The organism is Gracilibacillus kekensis, from assembly GCF_900143085.1.
In the GTDB taxonomy this organism is placed as follows: domain Bacteria; phylum Bacillota; class Bacilli; order Bacillales; family Amphibacillaceae; genus Gracilibacillus; species Gracilibacillus kekensis.
Genome location: NZ_FRCZ01000001.1, coordinates 248440 through 263627, shown reverse-complemented (window position 1 = coordinate 263627; position 15188 = coordinate 248440). Strand labels below are relative to the sequence as shown.

17 protein-coding genes are annotated in these 15188 nt (G+C 37.1%); 15 read left to right on the top strand and 2 right to left on the bottom strand.

The features are described from left to right. The first annotated feature begins 501 nt into the window (after positions 1 to 501). Genes qoxA through qoxD form a run of 4 tightly spaced genes read left to right on the top strand, consistent with a single transcriptional unit; the run spans position 502 to position 4360 of the window. Positions 502 to 1494 (top strand): cytochrome aa3 quinol oxidase subunit II, encoded by a 993-nt coding sequence (gene qoxA, locus BUC25_RS01365; RefSeq protein WP_073198947.1) that lies wholly within the window; start codon positions 502 to 504, stop codon positions 1492 to 1494. 17 nt (positions 1495 to 1511) lie between these two features. Next, on the top strand, positions 1512 to 3458 hold the full coding sequence (qoxB, locus tag BUC25_RS01360) for a cytochrome aa3 quinol oxidase subunit I (protein WP_073198945.1): 1947 nt from the start codon (positions 1512 to 1514) through the stop codon (positions 3456 to 3458). After that, complete coding sequence (gene qoxC, locus BUC25_RS01355; RefSeq protein WP_073198943.1) at positions 3455 to 4054, top strand: cytochrome aa3 quinol oxidase subunit III; 600 nt, start codon at positions 3455 to 3457, stop codon at positions 4052 to 4054. The genes qoxB and qoxC overlap by 4 nt, the downstream gene beginning before the upstream one ends. Next, positions 4055 to 4360: a cytochrome aa3 quinol oxidase subunit IV gene (gene qoxD / locus BUC25_RS01350; protein WP_073198941.1), complete on the top strand. Its 306-nt coding sequence runs from the start codon at positions 4055 to 4057 to the stop codon at positions 4358 to 4360. 166 nt (positions 4361 to 4526) lie between these two features. Here the strand turns inward: qoxD and BUC25_RS01345 are convergent, their stop codons facing one another. Next, positions 4527 to 5108, bottom strand: coding sequence for an HAD family hydrolase (locus tag BUC25_RS01345; RefSeq protein WP_073198939.1), 582 nt, complete (start codon positions 5106 to 5108; stop codon positions 4527 to 4529). A gap of 69 nt (positions 5109 to 5177) precedes the next feature. Between BUC25_RS01345 and BUC25_RS01340 the strand changes: the two genes are divergently transcribed. The 9 genes from BUC25_RS01340 to BUC25_RS01300 all read left to right on the top strand — a co-directional run bounded on the left by BUC25_RS01340 (position 5178) and on the right by BUC25_RS01300 (position 12153). Then, positions 5178 to 6182 (top strand): DoxX family membrane protein, encoded by a 1005-nt coding sequence (locus BUC25_RS01340; protein ID WP_073198937.1) that lies wholly within the window; start codon positions 5178 to 5180, stop codon positions 6180 to 6182. Between the two features lie 86 nt (positions 6183 to 6268). After that, positions 6269 to 7111 carry a DegV family protein gene (locus BUC25_RS01335; RefSeq protein ID WP_073198934.1) on the top strand — a complete coding sequence of 281 codons (843 nt, stop codon included), beginning with the start codon at positions 6269 to 6271 and terminating at the stop codon, positions 7109 to 7111. 96 nt (positions 7112 to 7207) lie between these two features. Further along, on the top strand, positions 7208 to 8344 hold the full coding sequence (locus BUC25_RS01330) for a trans-sulfuration enzyme family protein (protein ID WP_073198932.1): 1137 nt from the start codon (positions 7208 to 7210) through the stop codon (positions 8342 to 8344). Positions 8345 to 8353: 9 nt separating this feature from the next. Further along, positions 8354 to 9106: an SDR family NAD(P)-dependent oxidoreductase gene (locus BUC25_RS01325; protein WP_073198930.1), complete on the top strand. Its 753-nt coding sequence runs from the start codon at positions 8354 to 8356 to the stop codon at positions 9104 to 9106. Between the two features lie 161 nt (positions 9107 to 9267). Next, positions 9268 to 9378 (top strand): YjcZ family sporulation protein, encoded by a 111-nt coding sequence (locus BUC25_RS01320; RefSeq protein WP_073198928.1) that lies wholly within the window; start codon positions 9268 to 9270, stop codon positions 9376 to 9378. A 430-nt stretch (positions 9379 to 9808) separates the two neighbouring features. Further along, the gene (gene map, locus BUC25_RS01315) at positions 9809 to 10564 is read left to right on the top strand and encodes a type I methionyl aminopeptidase (RefSeq protein ID WP_073198926.1); all 756 of its coding nucleotides are present in this window, start codon (positions 9809 to 9811) and stop codon (positions 10562 to 10564) included. Positions 10565 to 10591: 27 nt separating this feature from the next. Next, positions 10592 to 11305: an AzlC family ABC transporter permease gene (locus tag BUC25_RS01310; RefSeq protein ID WP_073198924.1), complete on the top strand. Its 714-nt coding sequence runs from the start codon at positions 10592 to 10594 to the stop codon at positions 11303 to 11305. Next, positions 11302 to 11595 (top strand): AzlD domain-containing protein, encoded by a 294-nt coding sequence (locus BUC25_RS01305; RefSeq protein ID WP_073198922.1) that lies wholly within the window; start codon positions 11302 to 11304, stop codon positions 11593 to 11595. Before BUC25_RS01310 ends, BUC25_RS01305 begins: the two co-directional genes overlap by 4 nt. A gap of 21 nt (positions 11596 to 11616) precedes the next feature. Next, the gene (locus BUC25_RS01300) at positions 11617 to 12153 is read left to right on the top strand and encodes a GNAT family N-acetyltransferase (RefSeq protein ID WP_073198920.1); all 537 of its coding nucleotides are present in this window, start codon (positions 11617 to 11619) and stop codon (positions 12151 to 12153) included. A gap of 604 nt (positions 12154 to 12757) precedes the next feature. Here the strand turns inward: BUC25_RS01300 and BUC25_RS01295 are convergent. Continuing rightward, complete coding sequence (locus BUC25_RS01295; protein ID WP_073198918.1) at positions 12758 to 13633, bottom strand: cation diffusion facilitator family transporter; 876 nt, start codon at positions 13631 to 13633, stop codon at positions 12758 to 12760. Positions 13634 to 13854: 221 nt separating this feature from the next. Between BUC25_RS01295 and BUC25_RS01290 the strand changes: the two genes are divergently transcribed. Together BUC25_RS01290 and BUC25_RS01285 are read left to right on the top strand one after the other, a co-directional pair. Beyond that, the gene (locus BUC25_RS01290; protein WP_073198916.1) at positions 13855 to 14100 is read left to right on the top strand and encodes an IDEAL domain-containing protein; all 246 of its coding nucleotides are present in this window, start codon (positions 13855 to 13857) and stop codon (positions 14098 to 14100) included. Between the two features lie 162 nt (positions 14101 to 14262). Further along, positions 14263 to 15099: a M15 family metallopeptidase gene (locus BUC25_RS01285; RefSeq protein ID WP_073198915.1), complete on the top strand. Its 837-nt coding sequence runs from the start codon at positions 14263 to 14265 to the stop codon at positions 15097 to 15099. Positions 15100 to 15188: the final 89 nt, after the last annotated feature.

The following is a 15188-nucleotide window of genomic DNA, read 5'->3' as shown; positions in this document are numbered from 1 at the left end:
GTCGAAGTGGACGCCTGCGCTAAGTCAGATTCTACAATGAATGCGAGAAATATTCATATAGACAGCTCAGAATGATCACTGTGGCAACCGTTGTAAAATCTATTTATAGCGGAGGCCGCCCACTTTCACTCCTGTGGGAATTTTTTACCTGAAGATCCACTTTTTCAAGCGATCTTTGCTTGGAAAAGTTAGCTGAAGGGAAAAAACCACGGAAAGGGAAGTGGGCAGCCGGAGCGGATGTCTAGTAAATAATAAGTTTCAAAATCACTACTTTAGCTAATAGATTTCAACAGTCTACTTCATTGTTTGTGTCAACTCTCCGTAAAGACAAATAAGAGTACTGTAAGGAAGTACTCACTTTTTGAACAATTTATGACAATGTTGGTTTCATCATACTTTCATCATATTTATCTGTCAGTATGTAAGACAGTTGTAAAATTATTTTTTAAACCAAAGGGTATGTAAAGTATATAAATGTTCTTGAAAGAAAGGAGAAACATCATGAAGGCAATGAAGAAGCTCGTATATATTCTCACTTTGTTGTTCATACCTATCTTCTTAGCAGGTTGTGAATCAAAACTATTAGTCTTTGATCCAAAAGGACCGATAGCGAGAAGTTTAACAGATTTAATTGTGTATTCTATTAGCTTTATGTTAGTAATTGTTATTGTCATTTTTGTTTTGTTTAGTTATATCGTTTGGAAGTATCGAGCAAGGAAAGATGACGGTGATTTTGAACCGAAAGAGGAGAAAGGAAACCATTGGTTGGAGATTACCTGGTTTACGATACCTGTTATTATCGTTATTGCCTTAATGATACCAACAACTAAAACGATCTATGAGGTCGAGGATATTCCACAAGGGTATGAAGAAGAAGAACCTCTTGTCATCCACGTTACTTCTGCCGATTGGAAATGGATTTTTAGTTATCCAGAACAAAATATAGAAACAGTAAATTATATTAATATTCCAGCAGATCATCCAGTTCAGTTTAAGATGACATCTGCAGGTACTATGCAGTCCTTTTGGGTACCTGAATTAGGTGGTCAAAAATATACAATGGCTAATATGCAAACAAACCTTTTCTTAGTTGCGGATAAGCCGGGTTCATTCTATGGACGTAATACAAGTTTTAATGGTCGAGGATATGCACACATGGAATTCGAAGTACAGGCACAGACACAAGATGACTTCAATGAATGGGTAAATGATGTTAAAACAACAGCAATAGATTTAACAGAAGACAAATATGCGGAAATATTAGAACCAGGAAACCTTGGTAGAATGACATTTAATAAAACGCATTTAGAGTGGGTTAATCATGCTCATGGTGGATCTGAGAAATATATTGATTCTGAGTTGTATGAAATTAGCCATGATGATGAAGAGCATGAAGAAGAAAGCGAAGATACAGATGAGCAAATAGAAGAAAGTAATACAGAAGTAGAAGAAGATACGAGTGATTCGACAGATGCAGATCACTCACATCATTAAAAGAGGTGGTGGAAGACATGTCATTAGATGAATTTTTTGTCACAGGTGACCCGATGATTTTTGCGTCACAGATTGCCATTGGTTTAACAATGGTTGGGTTAATTGCTTTAATCACATATTTGAAACGTTGGAAATGGTTATGGAGCGAATGGTTTACAACCGTTGATCATAAAAAAATAGGTATTATGTATATTTTAGCTGGGGTACTCATGTTTTTCAGAGGTGGTGTCGATGGTCTATTAATGAAAGCCCAAACCTCAAGGCCTGAGATGGGCATATTAGACGCCCAGCACTATGATGAAATTTTCACAACACATGGGGTAATCATGATCTTGTTCATGGCGATGCCGTTATTAATCGGGATTATGAACGTAGTAGTTCCATTACAAATTGGGGCAAGAGATGTTGCCTTTCCGAAATTAAATGCACTTAGTTTTTGGTTATTCTTTGTAGCGGCAATGTTATTTAATATTTCCTTTGTCATTGGTGGTTCACCTGATGCAGGCTGGACATCTTACTTTCCACTAGCAGGGAAAGAATTTACACCAGGTGTCGGGAATAACTATTATGCTATATCTTTACAGATAGCTGGTATTGGTACCTTAGCAACAGGGATTAACTTTGTTGTAACGATTATTAAAATGCGAGCTCCTGGCATGAGTTGGATGAAAATGCCGATTTTTGTTTGGACAACATTTATTACGTCGATTATTATCGTTGCGGCATTCCCGATTTTCACAGTAGCACTACTGTATATGACATTGGACCGACTTTTCGGTACACACTTTTTCACGGTTGCTGCCGGTGGAGATCCAATGTTATGGCTGAACTTGTTCTGGTTATGGGGACACCCGGAAGTTTATATCGTTGTCTTGCCAGCGTTCGGTATGTTCTCTGAAGTTATCGCAACATTTGCACGAAAAAATTTATATGGATATAAATCGATGGTATACGCAGTTGCCGGTATTGCCTTCCTAAGTATGTTAGTTTGGGTACACCATTTCTACACAATGGGCAATAGTGCCACAGTTAACTCGATATTCTCATTAACAACGATGATGATTGCGATACCGACTGGTGTGAAAATCTTTAATTGGTTATTTACATTGCGAAAAGGTCGAATTGAGTTTTCAACATCCATGTTATGGGCGTTAGCATTTATCCCGTGTTTTACAATCGGTGGGGTAACTGGTGTCATGCTTGCAATGGCAGCAGCCGATTATCAATACCATAACACGATGTTCTTAGTGGCACACTTCCACTATGTGTTAATACCAGGTGTTGTCTTTGCCGTATTTGCTGGTCTTTATTACTGGTGGCCTAAAATGTTTGGCTTCAAACTAAATGAAAAAATCGGTAAATGGCATTTCTGGTTATTCGTAATTGGTTTTAATTTAACATTTATGCCAATGTTCTTCGTAGGTTTAGACGGTATGTCCCGTCGTATGTACACATATGCAGAAAGTACTGGATGGGGTGCATGGTTAGGATTTTCAGCAGTAGGTTCATTAATTATGGCAGCAGGCTTTGCGGCGCTCGTGTACAATATTTATTGGAGTTTCCGCTATGCGTCACGAAAAGTAGGAAATGATCCATGGAATGCTCGTACACTGGAATGGGCAACCGCATCTCCAGCACCACATTACAATTTTGCTAAAGTACCTGAAGTAGATCGTTTAGATGATTTTTGGTACAAGAAGAAAAAAGGTGAAACTGGACTGAAGAAGTCTGATTTAAAACCAGTTCATATGCCGAGTAACTCATGGACACCAATCGTATTAGCAGCAGCATTTGGCGTTGTTGGGTTCTTCTTAGTATTTGAATGGTTTACGCTGGCGATAATCGCTTCTGTTGGTATTGTCGTTGGATTAGTTGCCAATACGTTTGATTATGATGACGGCTACCATATTCCAGTCGATGAGTTAGAGGAAGAAGAAAGAGAGTGGAGAGGTGATCTTAAATGACGTCACACACAACTACACCGTTAGAATACAAGACTCAACAGAGTCAAATGAATATATTAGGTTTTTGGATCTTCTTAGGTGCTGAAATTGTCTTATTCTCCACTTTGTTTGCTTCTTATTTCGTTTTGGAGCATAACATTGCTGGAGGCCCTGCCGGTGGAGACATCTTTGTCTTAAAAGATGTCTTGATCGAAACCTTTTTACTATTAACAAGTAGTTTCACCTCAGGTCTTGCGATTCATGCCATGCGTAATCATGACAAAAAAGGGTTATTAATATGGATGATTGCGACATTATTGCTAGGTGCAGGATTCTTATATATGGAAATTAACGAATTTCTTCATTTTATCCATGAAGGGGCAACGATTCAAACAAGTGGTTTCACTGCAGCTCTATTTACCTTATTAGGAACACACGGTGCCCACGTTACGTTCGGGATTGTCTGGATTAGCTTGTTATTAGTTCAATTAGTTCGTCGGGGTATAACTGAAAAAACATCTAGCAAGTTGTTCATTGCCAGCCTGTATTGGCACTTCTTAGATGTTGTCTGGATCTTTATTTTTACATTTGTATATTTAAAAGGGATGGTGATGTAAATGAGTGCAAATACTAGCCGTTTTCCGTGGAATCTATTAGTAGGTTTTGTATTATCCATTGCACTAACATTACTAGCCGTGTTTGTAGCTTTTAACACTGATTTTTCCAAGTCAATCATCTTAGGAATAATTGGAACACTAGCAATATTTCAAGCATTGATTCAACTGTTTATGTTCATGCACGTAACTGAAGGAAAAGAAGGTATTATTAACGTAGTGAACATGATCTACAGTGTGTTCCTTGCATTAGTGATTGTTTTTGGTTCAATATGGGTACTAACATCAGGACATGCGTCCATGCATTAAGTAATAGCGAAAGGGACTGCCTCAACGGCTCACGTTGAGTGCAGTCCCTTTCGCAAAGTTGCCAGTAAATTCGCAAAGTTGCCAGTAAATTCGCAAAGTTGCCAGTAAATTCGCAAAGTTGCCAGTAAATTCGCAAAGTTGCCAGTATATTCACAAATTCACAAATTTAATCGCATAGTTGTCTGTTCACTTGATTAATCCATAAGTTCTCTGTGTCTGCTAAAATAGTTTGCCATCCAAGTTTTTCAGCGGGTTCTAGATTCTCCCTCTTATTATCAATAAAAAGAATGGGACGAGTTTCATCTAAATGCTGCATACAAATCTGATAAATTTTATGATTAGGCTTAGCTACTTTGACCTCAGCTGATATTGTAGCACTCATTATAAATGGACGTATATGATCTAATATAGGTTTTATCCATTCTGTTCGGTGATTGCTTAGAATATGGATATCTGAAACTTCGCTCCATTTTTTGACAAAATGAATTCCTTCTAATTCAAGAAGACTTTCTGGTAAGACTTCCTGTAAGTAATTTAGGTCTATATTGGGAAAAGTAGACTTAAGCCAGCACCAAAAGGATTCTACTGATATTTCGCCATGCCAGAGCTGTTTGCGAATTTCTTCCTTATAAATATTTCTTACTTCTTTATAAGAAAGGTTTGTCTGTGAAACGAGTTCATCCCAAAATTGGTCGAGGTCAGTAGCTAATACACCACCAACATCTAATACTAATTGTACGTTATTCATATAAATATCATTTCCTTTCGTTATTATGGTATCATATCTTCAGACAATTCTTAAAAAGGAGAAAAAGGCATGCCACTAAACAAAAAAAGTCTATTATCATTTATAGTTGCCTTATTACTAGCTACGCCAATTACCGCATATGCTCATGTGAAATGGTTTGCAGAAGTAGAGCCAGAAAAAGTTCCTATTGAACAGATTTTATCACCATTTTTCATTACATTTGCCGTCTTAGTAGCTATCATTTTAGCTGTTTTATCACAAATAATGGATTACTTTATGAAAATTCCATATGCCGAAAAAATAGATAACTTTTTAAATGGAATAAGAAAATATTCACGATATATTTTAAAGTATGGAACAGCACTAGCATTCATTATCCAACTAGTTTCTGGAACAATGTTTGCACCTGAATTCGAAATTACAGAAGTTTGGCAGACAGTTGTAATGGGAATAATTATCTTGGCTTTACTGATTCCAACCCACATTAGTACCAAGGGTGGAGCCTTCCTGATGCTTGGCTTATTTATTACTGTATGGCAGGATTATGGCTGGTTCTATATGCTGGACTATGGATTTTATATTGCCATTATTTTCGTATTATTTATTGGAAAAACAAAATTGGAAGGATGGGGCTTTCCATTCCTTTACTTAGGGACAGGTTTAAGTTTATGTTGGGTTGCGGTAGAAAAATGGGTTTATCCAGCGATGTCATTGGATATTGTAGTTAATCACAATGTACCAACCTTTGGCTTTGATCCTGAAATATTTATTGTAATGGCAGCATTTGTAGAATTCGTAGTTGGTTATTTATTAGTAGTAGGGATTCTAAATCGAATATTAGGGTTAGTGGTCACATTAATATTTGTTTCTACCACTCTCTTATTTGGGATGACAGAAATTATTGGTCATGCGATGATCCATATTGTTTTGATTATTTTTATTATTGAAGGGGTTTCGTTTTATCATCCTCCAATTAAAATGCATAAAACAAAGATCGATCAATTTGTATTTGTCTTCTTAAACTTTATTTTTATCTTAGCTACTTTTATTTTGGTTTATTATCGATTTGCGTAAATTGTCGATTTACTTGTTCACCGATATAAAGTAAAATAGTAGCTAGTACAAACAGCACAACTCGTGCAAGAAATGGGGCGAGTATCATGAAAAAGATTGCATGGATTACTGATAGCTCATGCGGACTGGATAAAGAATACGCAGAGAAAAATGATATCTTTATTATCCCTTTGAACGTTATTATTAAGGGCAAAACATATAGAGAAGATATCGACATATCGAAAGAAGAATTTTATGATTTATTAAAAGAACATGGTGACGACGCGAAAACTAGTCAGCCAGCTTATGGAGACTTCATCAAACTATATGAACGTTTGAAAGAAGAATATGATTGTGGAATAGCTTTACATGCATCCAGCCAATTAACGGGTACATATCAAAGCTCTATATCTGCCTCAGAAATGGTAGGTTTTGATGTGGAAGTGATTGATTCTAAAATAGGAGACTATGCTCTTGGTAAAATGATCAAAAATGGTGTTGAAATGGCGCAAGCAAAAACCCCTTTTGATCAAATCGTCGCAAAACTTCGATCCTATCCGGAATTTGCACAGATGTATTTAATGCCACAGAGTTTTGATCAATTACGTAAAAGTGGAAGAGTAAGTGCTGCACAATCGATATTTGCTTCGCTTTTAAATATCCATTTAATATTAGGTTTTGATAATGGTAAAGTGGTAGTAAAAGATAAAGTCCGTATTAAAAAAAGAGCAGCACGAAAAATGTTTCAGTTATTGGATGAAGTAATGAAGAAGTATCAATTAAATGAAATCTGTATTTTACATGCCGGAGTTAAAGATCAGGCACATAAATGGAAAGAAGACATCGAGAAGCTTCATTCTGGGTTAAAAGTAAATATTCAGACACTGGTGCCAGTAGCTGGTGTTCATACTGGATATGGTACTATGTGTATTACCTGGTTGCGAGACTAATGATAAAAAATCAAGTTTTTCTAATTGGAAAAACTTGATTTTTTACGTTAAAGTATAATTAATGAGATGTAAGAGATAGAGAGGAAGATGGTTAAGATGGGACAAGGTTTTGATACAAGATCCGTGCACGTTACAATGAAAAGAGATGAAGGTGTGCCAACGAAAGTCACGCCAATTCATCAAACATCTGCGTTCACTTTTAAAAATTTGGAAGATATCGAAAACTTCTATAATGGAGAACGTGATTATCTTTATACCCGTGTTGGAAACCCTAATACAGATGAATTAGGAAAAGCGGTAGCAAACTTAGAAGCAGCACCAACAGGAATTGCAACGTCCTCGGGACTGTCAGCAATTATGGTAGGTATTCTAGCCATTGCAAAAGCAGGAGATCACATCATAGCCTCAGAAGATCTATATGGCGGTACATACGAATTATTAGCAAATGAATTAACAGGTTTTGGGATTGAAGTTAGTTTTGTCTCCTTTGAAAAGGACCTGGAAACTGAAATAAAGAAAAATACAGTGTTGTTGTACACAGAATCGATCACAAATCCGTTGTTGCGTGTGGAGGATTTAGAGCGTGTGGTTCAAATCGCTAACAAACATCATTTACAAACAATGGTAGATAATACATTCGCAACTCCCTATTTAGTACAGCCATATCAATTAGGAGTTAATCTGGTTGTGCATAGTGCGACTAAATATCTTGGTGGACATAGCGATATAACAGCGGGTGTTTTAGTTGGAGATGAGGACTTACTAACGATAGCGAGAACCAAATGTGTCAACCTTGGTGCTAATTTAAGCCCGTTTGAAGCTTGGTTAACAGTTAGAGGGTTAAAAACATTAAGTGTTCGTATGGATAGACATGTTCAAAATGCGTCAAAACTAGCAAAAGCATTAGCGAAACATGCAGCAGTAGACAAAGTATATTATCCAGAATTTGTAGCAGAAAAAGGGAACGGTGCAATTGTCACAATAGATATTACCAATCAAGCAAATATCGACACCTTTTTTGAATCGCTGGATTGGATTAAAATTGTCGCCACCTTAGCGGGAGTTGAGACAACTGTTTCTTATCCAATCGGCACTTCCCATCGTAATTTACCGGTAGAATCTCAACAAGCACTTGGCATTACCAAAGGTTTAATTCGTATTTCGGTAGGTATTGAAGACGTAGATGACATTATCAGAACAATTGAGAATGCGTTAACGATAGCAAAAAAATGAGGTGAAACGATGAAATATGCAGTAGTAACAGGAACATCAAAAGGTCTTGGTGCGTCCATCGCAAGGCTATTAATGGAAGCATCTGTGAATGTGATCGGTCTAGCAAGAAGTAAAAATCAAGCTTTAGAAAACGCTGATTTACCCGGCAGTTATCAGCATTATCAAGTTGATTTAGCTAATATCGAGCAAACGGAAAAAACATTTTTCAAAATTATTAACTTTTTGAAAGAACAACCCATCGATTCCTTACAGTTGGTCCAAAATGCAGCTTTAGTATCACCAATTGAACAAGTGGGTAAACAAACTACAGAACAATTGACGTCACATGTTCATGTAAATTTGTTAGCGCCAATGGTGATTACAAACCTGTGGTTGGAAGCATGGCGTGATCGTGACATTCCTTTAGTTCTGGTGAATATAACATCTGGTGCGGCAAAACGGTCTGTTTATGGATGGAATGCTTATGGCAGTACGAAAGCAGGCTTGGATCGTTATACTGATACAGTTGCACTGGAACAAGAAAAATTAGAAACAAATAATAAAATTTTCTTGTTTGATCCAAGTATTATGGACACAGACATGCAAGGAGAAATACGTTCCGCAGATCCAAGTCAATTTGTTGATGTAGAACAATTTAAAAATTACAAAACGGAAGATAAACTTCGAAACACGGATGTTGTAGCAAATGTATTAGTAAAACGTTTATTAAATGAATCTTCGATTAAAAATGGTGATTATTATAGTGTTAAGGATGTTTTTTAATAATAACACATCAATTTGCAAGACTTAATGTTCCTTAAAAGATGATATTATGAGCGATTTCACCATGATAATTAGGTGAATACCTATTTTAAGAATTATTACTGACCATTTCCTCCTCACCTACATACTTTATAAGTGTAAGTATTAAAGGAGGGATGAAGATGGGCGCACAACAATATGGAGGCGGATACGGCTCTGGCTTTGCCCTAATCGTCGTATTGTTTATTTTGTTAATTATCATCGGTGCTTCATGGGGATACGGCGGCTTCTAATAAAAAATAATACAGGTAACATCTTAACTAGTAAGAGAACTATTTCTCTTGCTAGTTTTCTATATGAAAAATTATCGCTGATGTCTAGCTCCGAACGCCCTACAATAAAGAAGACTTGCCGATTGGTGAAACCAGAAGCTTAGTCGCACTTATGCTTTCGGGTGAAAGTCATCGTCGGTTCGTAACGGAGGAACATCTGCTAAGTTCTCCTATGTCCTATAGACAAAACAGATGTCAACACTCAAGTGATTCCTATATCTCGGGTGATGCCGAGGTCGCCACGGCGCTCTACGCTTTTTCTTATAGTATCTCCGCGGTTTAGTAAATAATCGTTTTAATATACTGACGTTTTGGAACACATCTTTTATGGAAAATATGATAAACTTTATAGAGATGATATTTGGTAAAGGTTTAGAAAGGAAGTTAAAAAATGATCACAAGAAAAAGTAAACGTGAAATAGAAATGATGCGTGAGGCAGGCAAAGTGCTCGCAAAATGTCACAGAGAAATTGCGAAACTAATCAAACCTGGCATAACAACAAAAGAAATTGATGATTTTGTAGAGGTCTTTTTAGAAGAACACGGTGCAACTCCAGAACAGAAAGGCTATAGTGATTATCCTTATGCGACTTGTGCGTCTGTAAATGATGAGATTTGTCACGGCTTTCCTAGAGATGAAAAATTAGTAAAGGGTGACATCGTGACAATAGATATGGTAGTTAACTTAAATGGTGGCTTAGCTGACTCAGCATGGACGTATGCTGTTGGAGAGCCGGATAAAAAAACAGAAAAGTTATTAGAAGTAACAAAAACTTCTTTATATAAAGGGATCGAACAAGCAATGCCAGGTAAACGAATTGGTGACATTGGTCATGCCATTCAACAATATGCGGAAGCTGAAGGCTATTCTGTTGTGCGGGAATTCACTGGTCATGGAATTGGACCAACCATTCATGAAGATCCACAAATTCCTCACTTTGGTTTAGCTGGGAAAGGTCCACGTTTAAAGGAAGGTATGGTTATTACAATCGAACCAATGATTAACGAAGGTGTATGGCAAAGTAAAATGGATGATAACAATTGGACAGCACGCACAGTCGATGGAGAGCGTTCTGCGCAATTTGAACACACCTTAGTTATTTCAAAAGAAGGTCCGATCATCTTAACGGATCAAGACGAACTTTAAGATTATGAAGAAGGAGTCAACATTGTAATGGACCTAGAGGAAAAACAGTTAATTAAGATGCAGATCAGAGATGGGTTCATTGCTGGTTCACCGATAGTGGTTGGTTATATACCAATTGCCATTGCTTATGGTGTGTTAGCGAAGCAAGCTGGCTTATCTTTATTAGAACTCACAGGCATGAGTCTTTTTGTATTTGCAGGTGCTGCTCAATTTATGGGTGCTGGGATGATAGGAATGGGAGTCAGTGCAATGGAAATTATCATTGCGACTTTTGTATTAAACTTTCGGCACTTTGTAATGAGTTTATCCTTTGTAAATCAGATCAAACATTATGCGATGAAATGGAAATTCCTTTTAACGATTGGTTTAACAGATGAAACTTTTTCTGTATCATCCATTTATAAAAAGCAAGTAAGTCAAACATATGGATACTTTTTTTATGGAACGATTATGCTTACCTCTTATTTATCATGGGTAATTGGTTCATTTCTTGGAGGAGTTTTAGGAGATGTAATCCCGGAAACATTAACTCAAAGTATGGGTGTTGCTTTATATGCGATGTTTATTGGTTTACTGATTCCTTCCGTCCGAAAGTATCATCGAATTGCTATTATCAGTTTGTCTGCTATGTTCATTAATTATCTTGTGAGTCCCTACATAGGACAAGGTTGGGGAATAGTTGCAGGTACAATAATAGCAGCATGTTTGGGTATTTTCGTGTTAGAGGAGGAAAAAGTATGATCTGGGTAATTATTATCGGAATGGCATTAGTGACCGTGATTCCGCGAATTATACCAGCATATATTGTTGATTGGATCCAATTTCCTGATTGGGCCAATAGGGGATTGAAAGCGATTCCGTATGCTGCATTAGGTGCACTTATTTTTCCTGGTATCCTGACTGTTATCCCAGAAAAACCCTATATCGGCTTGATTGCAGGGGTAGTAGCAATCACATTAGCCTGGTTGAAGATCCATGTGATTTTCGTTGTATTAAGTGCCATAATTACCGTGTTTTTATTAACAATCTAACAAGGTTAGGGTGTAAACCGTATGTATACAATTAGAAAAGCGCGTCTTGAGGATGCGCAAGATATTGCCGAAGTACATGTGAATAGTTGGAAAGCAACATATCAAAACCTTATAAATGAACGTGATATTTCCAATACGACGGTCGAGCATCGTCAGATTTTATGGGAAACGATATTAAAATTACCACGTAAGCAACAACCTGCAACTGTGATCGAGGAAAAAGGGAAAATTGTAGGATTTATTTCTGGAGGGAAGGAACGTACAGGTCGTTTTGGATATGATGGGGAGATCTTTGCGATTTATTTATTGCCTACTCATCAAGGGAAAGGATTAGGGAAAAGATTATTAAAAACCTTTGCCGGAGAAATGAAAGAATTAGGTTACCTTTCACTATTAGTTTGGGTACTAACTAAAAATCCAAGCAACCAATTTTATTTAAAATATGGTGCCAGCAAAATAGACGAGGAGCAAACAACTATCGGTTATGATACCTATCAGGAAACGGCATATGGTTTTAATGATATAGATATTCTGTTGCAGAAATTGGATCAAGTGTAAGATAAGACTCCAAGCAGCTAAGTAATGAAAGGTTTTTATGCGTGTTAGGAGGATACTATGCAATAAACTGTGTGGTAATTTTGGAATAGTTTAAACTGGTTAACATCCGCTCCGGCTACCCACTTTCCTTTTACCACGGGGTGTCCCCATTTAACTAAATTGCTGTGAACTAACTGAAATAAAAGTATCGAGACTAATGCAGTGCTAACACTCCGAAAAACACTCTCTTCAGGGGGCAATAAGCCCGCACACCTGCGCAAGTGTCCGATAAAAGAATATATCGCCCAAAAGGAGAAGTGCGCACCTGCGCAAGTGTCCGATAAAAGAATATATCGCCCAAAAGGAGAATCGCGCACCTTCCCAAGTGTCCGATAAAAGAGTATATCGCCCAAAAGGAGAAGTGCGCACCTACCCAAGTGTCCGATAAAAGAATATATCACGCAAAAGGAGAATCGCGCAAACAAGCCGTAGCGGTTTTTAAGCACAAACTATGTCAAAATTATGACATTATTTGCTGCGTAGTATCCTCATACTGCGTTATAATGCAAATCGATCCGTTTGTGTTAGAAGTTAGGAAAAATTATTGTCCTCGTTCAGCCTCTTTCTATTTTTCCTTTTCAAAAGGCTCAATATGGATATGTGCGTGTGGAACATCATGATCTTCTTTTAATTTTTCCTCAATATTATCAGTGATTTTATGACTCTCCTTAACTGTCAGTAAAGGATCAACATAAATAGTTGCTTCGATTAGCGATTGATTACCATGCAAGCGTCCTTTTACGTCTTTAATATTTAATACATCTGGATGCGTATCAATACTTTCTTTAATTTCCTCCAGTTCTTTTGGATGGAAACCATCGGTAAGCGTGTGTGTGGCATTGCTAAATATGTCCCAAGCCGTTTTACAAATAATCAGACCAACAATAGCCCCAGCCAGTGGATCTAACCAGTATAAATTAAATTGAGCACCGACAATTCCAATAAAAGCACCAATACTTACAAGGGCATCAGACTTATTATCCTGTGCGGCAGCTTGTAGGGCAGCACTGTTTACTTTTTTTCCTAGCCGTAAGTTATAAGCATAAACGAGAAACATAATAACAGCAGCTGCTAAAGCAGTCCATGCTGTCAACATATCGGGTTGAGAAAACTCACCAACGATGATCGATTTAACAGTATCAATTAGCACTTGTATACCAATTGTTACCATAATGAAAGCAGCAATAAGTGATGCGATCATTTCTGCGCGAAAATGTCCATAATGGTGATCGTCATCAGGTGGTTTTCTTGAAATTTTAAGTCCTATTAGGACAGCAATTGAGGCAATAACGTCTGTTGCATTATTTAGTCCATCAGCTCGTAATGCGGAGGAATTACCTATAGTAGCAATAATTAACTTTACTGCAGCAAGAAAGATATAGGTGAAGATGCTTAACCATGCTCCCTTTTCTCCCTCTTTGAATTTATGATATTGATCCATAATCGTCCTCCGAAGTTTCTCTATTGTAAGATAAGCTTATCAAATGAAACTGTTTTACGTCCACATTAGTGTTTCCTAATCCTAGAAAATATTGCTTCAGAGTGAGAAAGAATACGTTTTGACTGCCTAAATTCAGGGAAAAGATTAGTAACCTATTCACAAGAATAACATTTCAGCATACAATGTTATTTAAATAGAGTATAAAAAGGGAGGCGTGCTCCATGAAAAAACATAAGCTTAGTTATCAGTTGAAAAAGTTCGACAAAAGTGAGCAATTAGTACTTAAAGCGAAAAGAGAAATACCATTTGAAATTCGTTTGGCATCACAACTTGTGTTAGATGATCTCTGTTTCAGTTGGAATAAAGCACGCTTAGAAGAAAATATAAATCAATCGATCGATGAAAATAATAAAGAAGCATTTGAATCATTAAGTAAAACATTCAATAGTTATATATGGGAATCTTAATATTAAGCCTCGCCCTGTTGTGGCGAGGCTTTTGTTTTATGACGTAATGGCTTGTGCTATTTTCCAAAAAAATAGTACTTTCACAGTGTATAGGATTCACCCTTATTATGTTATAGTAAATAGAGCAAATACTTGTTACATTGATACAGAAAGGAAATATTAATGAAAAAGATAGCTATACTATTTATTCTGATGGTTTTTGTTACATTGATAAGCTGTCAGCAAGAAAGTTATTCTACAGAAAAACAAGATAAAAGAAATTACCAAGCTGAACATAAAAAAGAACCAAATACAGCATTAGTAAATGCGGGAGTTGACGAAGAAACTGACGAAGGAGAAACGTCAGAGCAAGATACACCAAACCAATCCGACCAAGAGAACGATACAGCAGAGCAAGAAGATGGCTTGAAAGTTATTGATAATCCAACAAGTGTAGAACTCGTTGTCAACAAACAACGAAAACTGCCAGACGGTTATGAACCAGGTGATTTGGTAGATGCTAATGTCCCTTATCATCCTTCAGCTGGAGAAGGGAATCCTAAAAGATTATTGCGACAAGTTGCTGCAGATGCACTGGAAGAACTCTTTCAAGCAGCAGAAGCTGATGGTCTCGATCTTATTGCGGTTTCCGGCTACAGATCTGCTCAACGTCAGAAACAATTATATGAAAACAGTGTTGCTAAGAATGGTCAAGAGCATGCCGATAAATTTTCCGCAAAGCCAGGAACAAGTGAACATCAGACCGGACTTGCGATGGACGTCGCGTCAGCTGCCCTTGTAGCAGTGTTAGAGCAAAGCTTTATTGAAACAGATGAAGGAAAATGGCTGGAAGATAATGCCCATAAATATGGATTTATTATCCGTTATCCAGAAGGAAAAGAAGAGATAACAGGTTATGGCTATGAACCATGGCATTTGCGCTATGTGGGAGAGGAAATGGCAACAGAAATTTACCAGGCACAAACGACTTTAGAAGAATATTTTGGGCTATATCCATAATGGTGCAACTAAGGATTTTTTAGTTGCATCATTTTCGTATCGTGATTTTCACCAAATCACCCCTTCATACATAGCCTATATTAGCAAGC

Excerpts from the sequence above, each read along its gene's own strand:
- map (WP_073198926.1), top strand. The coding sequence starts at position 9,809 with ATGATCACAAGAAAAAGTAAACGTGAAATAGAAATGATGCGTGAGGCA.
- qoxC (WP_073198943.1), top strand. The coding sequence starts at position 3,455 with ATGACGTCACACACAACTACACCGTTAGAATACAAGACTCAACAGAGT.
- qoxD (WP_073198941.1), top strand. The coding sequence starts at position 4,055 with ATGAGTGCAAATACTAGCCGTTTTCCGTGGAATCTATTAGTAGGTTTT.
- BUC25_RS01290 (WP_073198916.1), top strand. The coding sequence starts at position 13,855 with ATGAAAAAACATAAGCTTAGTTATCAGTTGAAAAAGTTCGACAAAAGT.
- qoxB (WP_073198945.1), top strand. The coding sequence starts at position 1,512 with ATGTCATTAGATGAATTTTTTGTCACAGGTGACCCGATGATTTTTGCG.
- BUC25_RS01295 (WP_073198918.1), bottom strand. The coding sequence starts at position 13,633 with ATGGATCAATATCATAAATTCAAAGAGGGAGAAAAGGGAGCATGGTTA.
- BUC25_RS01345 (WP_073198939.1), bottom strand. The coding sequence starts at position 5,108 with ATGAATAACGTACAATTAGTATTAGATGTTGGTGGTGTATTAGCTACT.
- BUC25_RS01325 (WP_073198930.1), top strand. The coding sequence starts at position 8,354 with ATGAAATATGCAGTAGTAACAGGAACATCAAAAGGTCTTGGTGCGTCC.
- BUC25_RS01310 (WP_073198924.1), top strand. The coding sequence starts at position 10,592 with ATGGACCTAGAGGAAAAACAGTTAATTAAGATGCAGATCAGAGATGGG.
- BUC25_RS01335 (WP_073198934.1), top strand. The coding sequence starts at position 6,269 with ATGAAAAAGATTGCATGGATTACTGATAGCTCATGCGGACTGGATAAA.
- BUC25_RS01300 (WP_073198920.1), top strand. The coding sequence starts at position 11,617 with ATGTATACAATTAGAAAAGCGCGTCTTGAGGATGCGCAAGATATTGCC.
- BUC25_RS01305 (WP_073198922.1), top strand. The coding sequence starts at position 11,302 with ATGATCTGGGTAATTATTATCGGAATGGCATTAGTGACCGTGATTCCG.
- BUC25_RS01330 (WP_073198932.1), top strand. The coding sequence starts at position 7,208 with ATGGGACAAGGTTTTGATACAAGATCCGTGCACGTTACAATGAAAAGA.
- BUC25_RS01320 (WP_073198928.1), top strand. The coding sequence starts at position 9,268 with ATGGGCGCACAACAATATGGAGGCGGATACGGCTCTGGCTTTGCCCTA.
- BUC25_RS01285 (WP_073198915.1), top strand. The coding sequence starts at position 14,263 with ATGAAAAAGATAGCTATACTATTTATTCTGATGGTTTTTGTTACATTG.
- qoxA (WP_073198947.1), top strand. The coding sequence starts at position 502 with ATGAAGGCAATGAAGAAGCTCGTATATATTCTCACTTTGTTGTTCATA.
- BUC25_RS01340 (WP_073198937.1), top strand. The coding sequence starts at position 5,178 with ATGCCACTAAACAAAAAAAGTCTATTATCATTTATAGTTGCCTTATTA.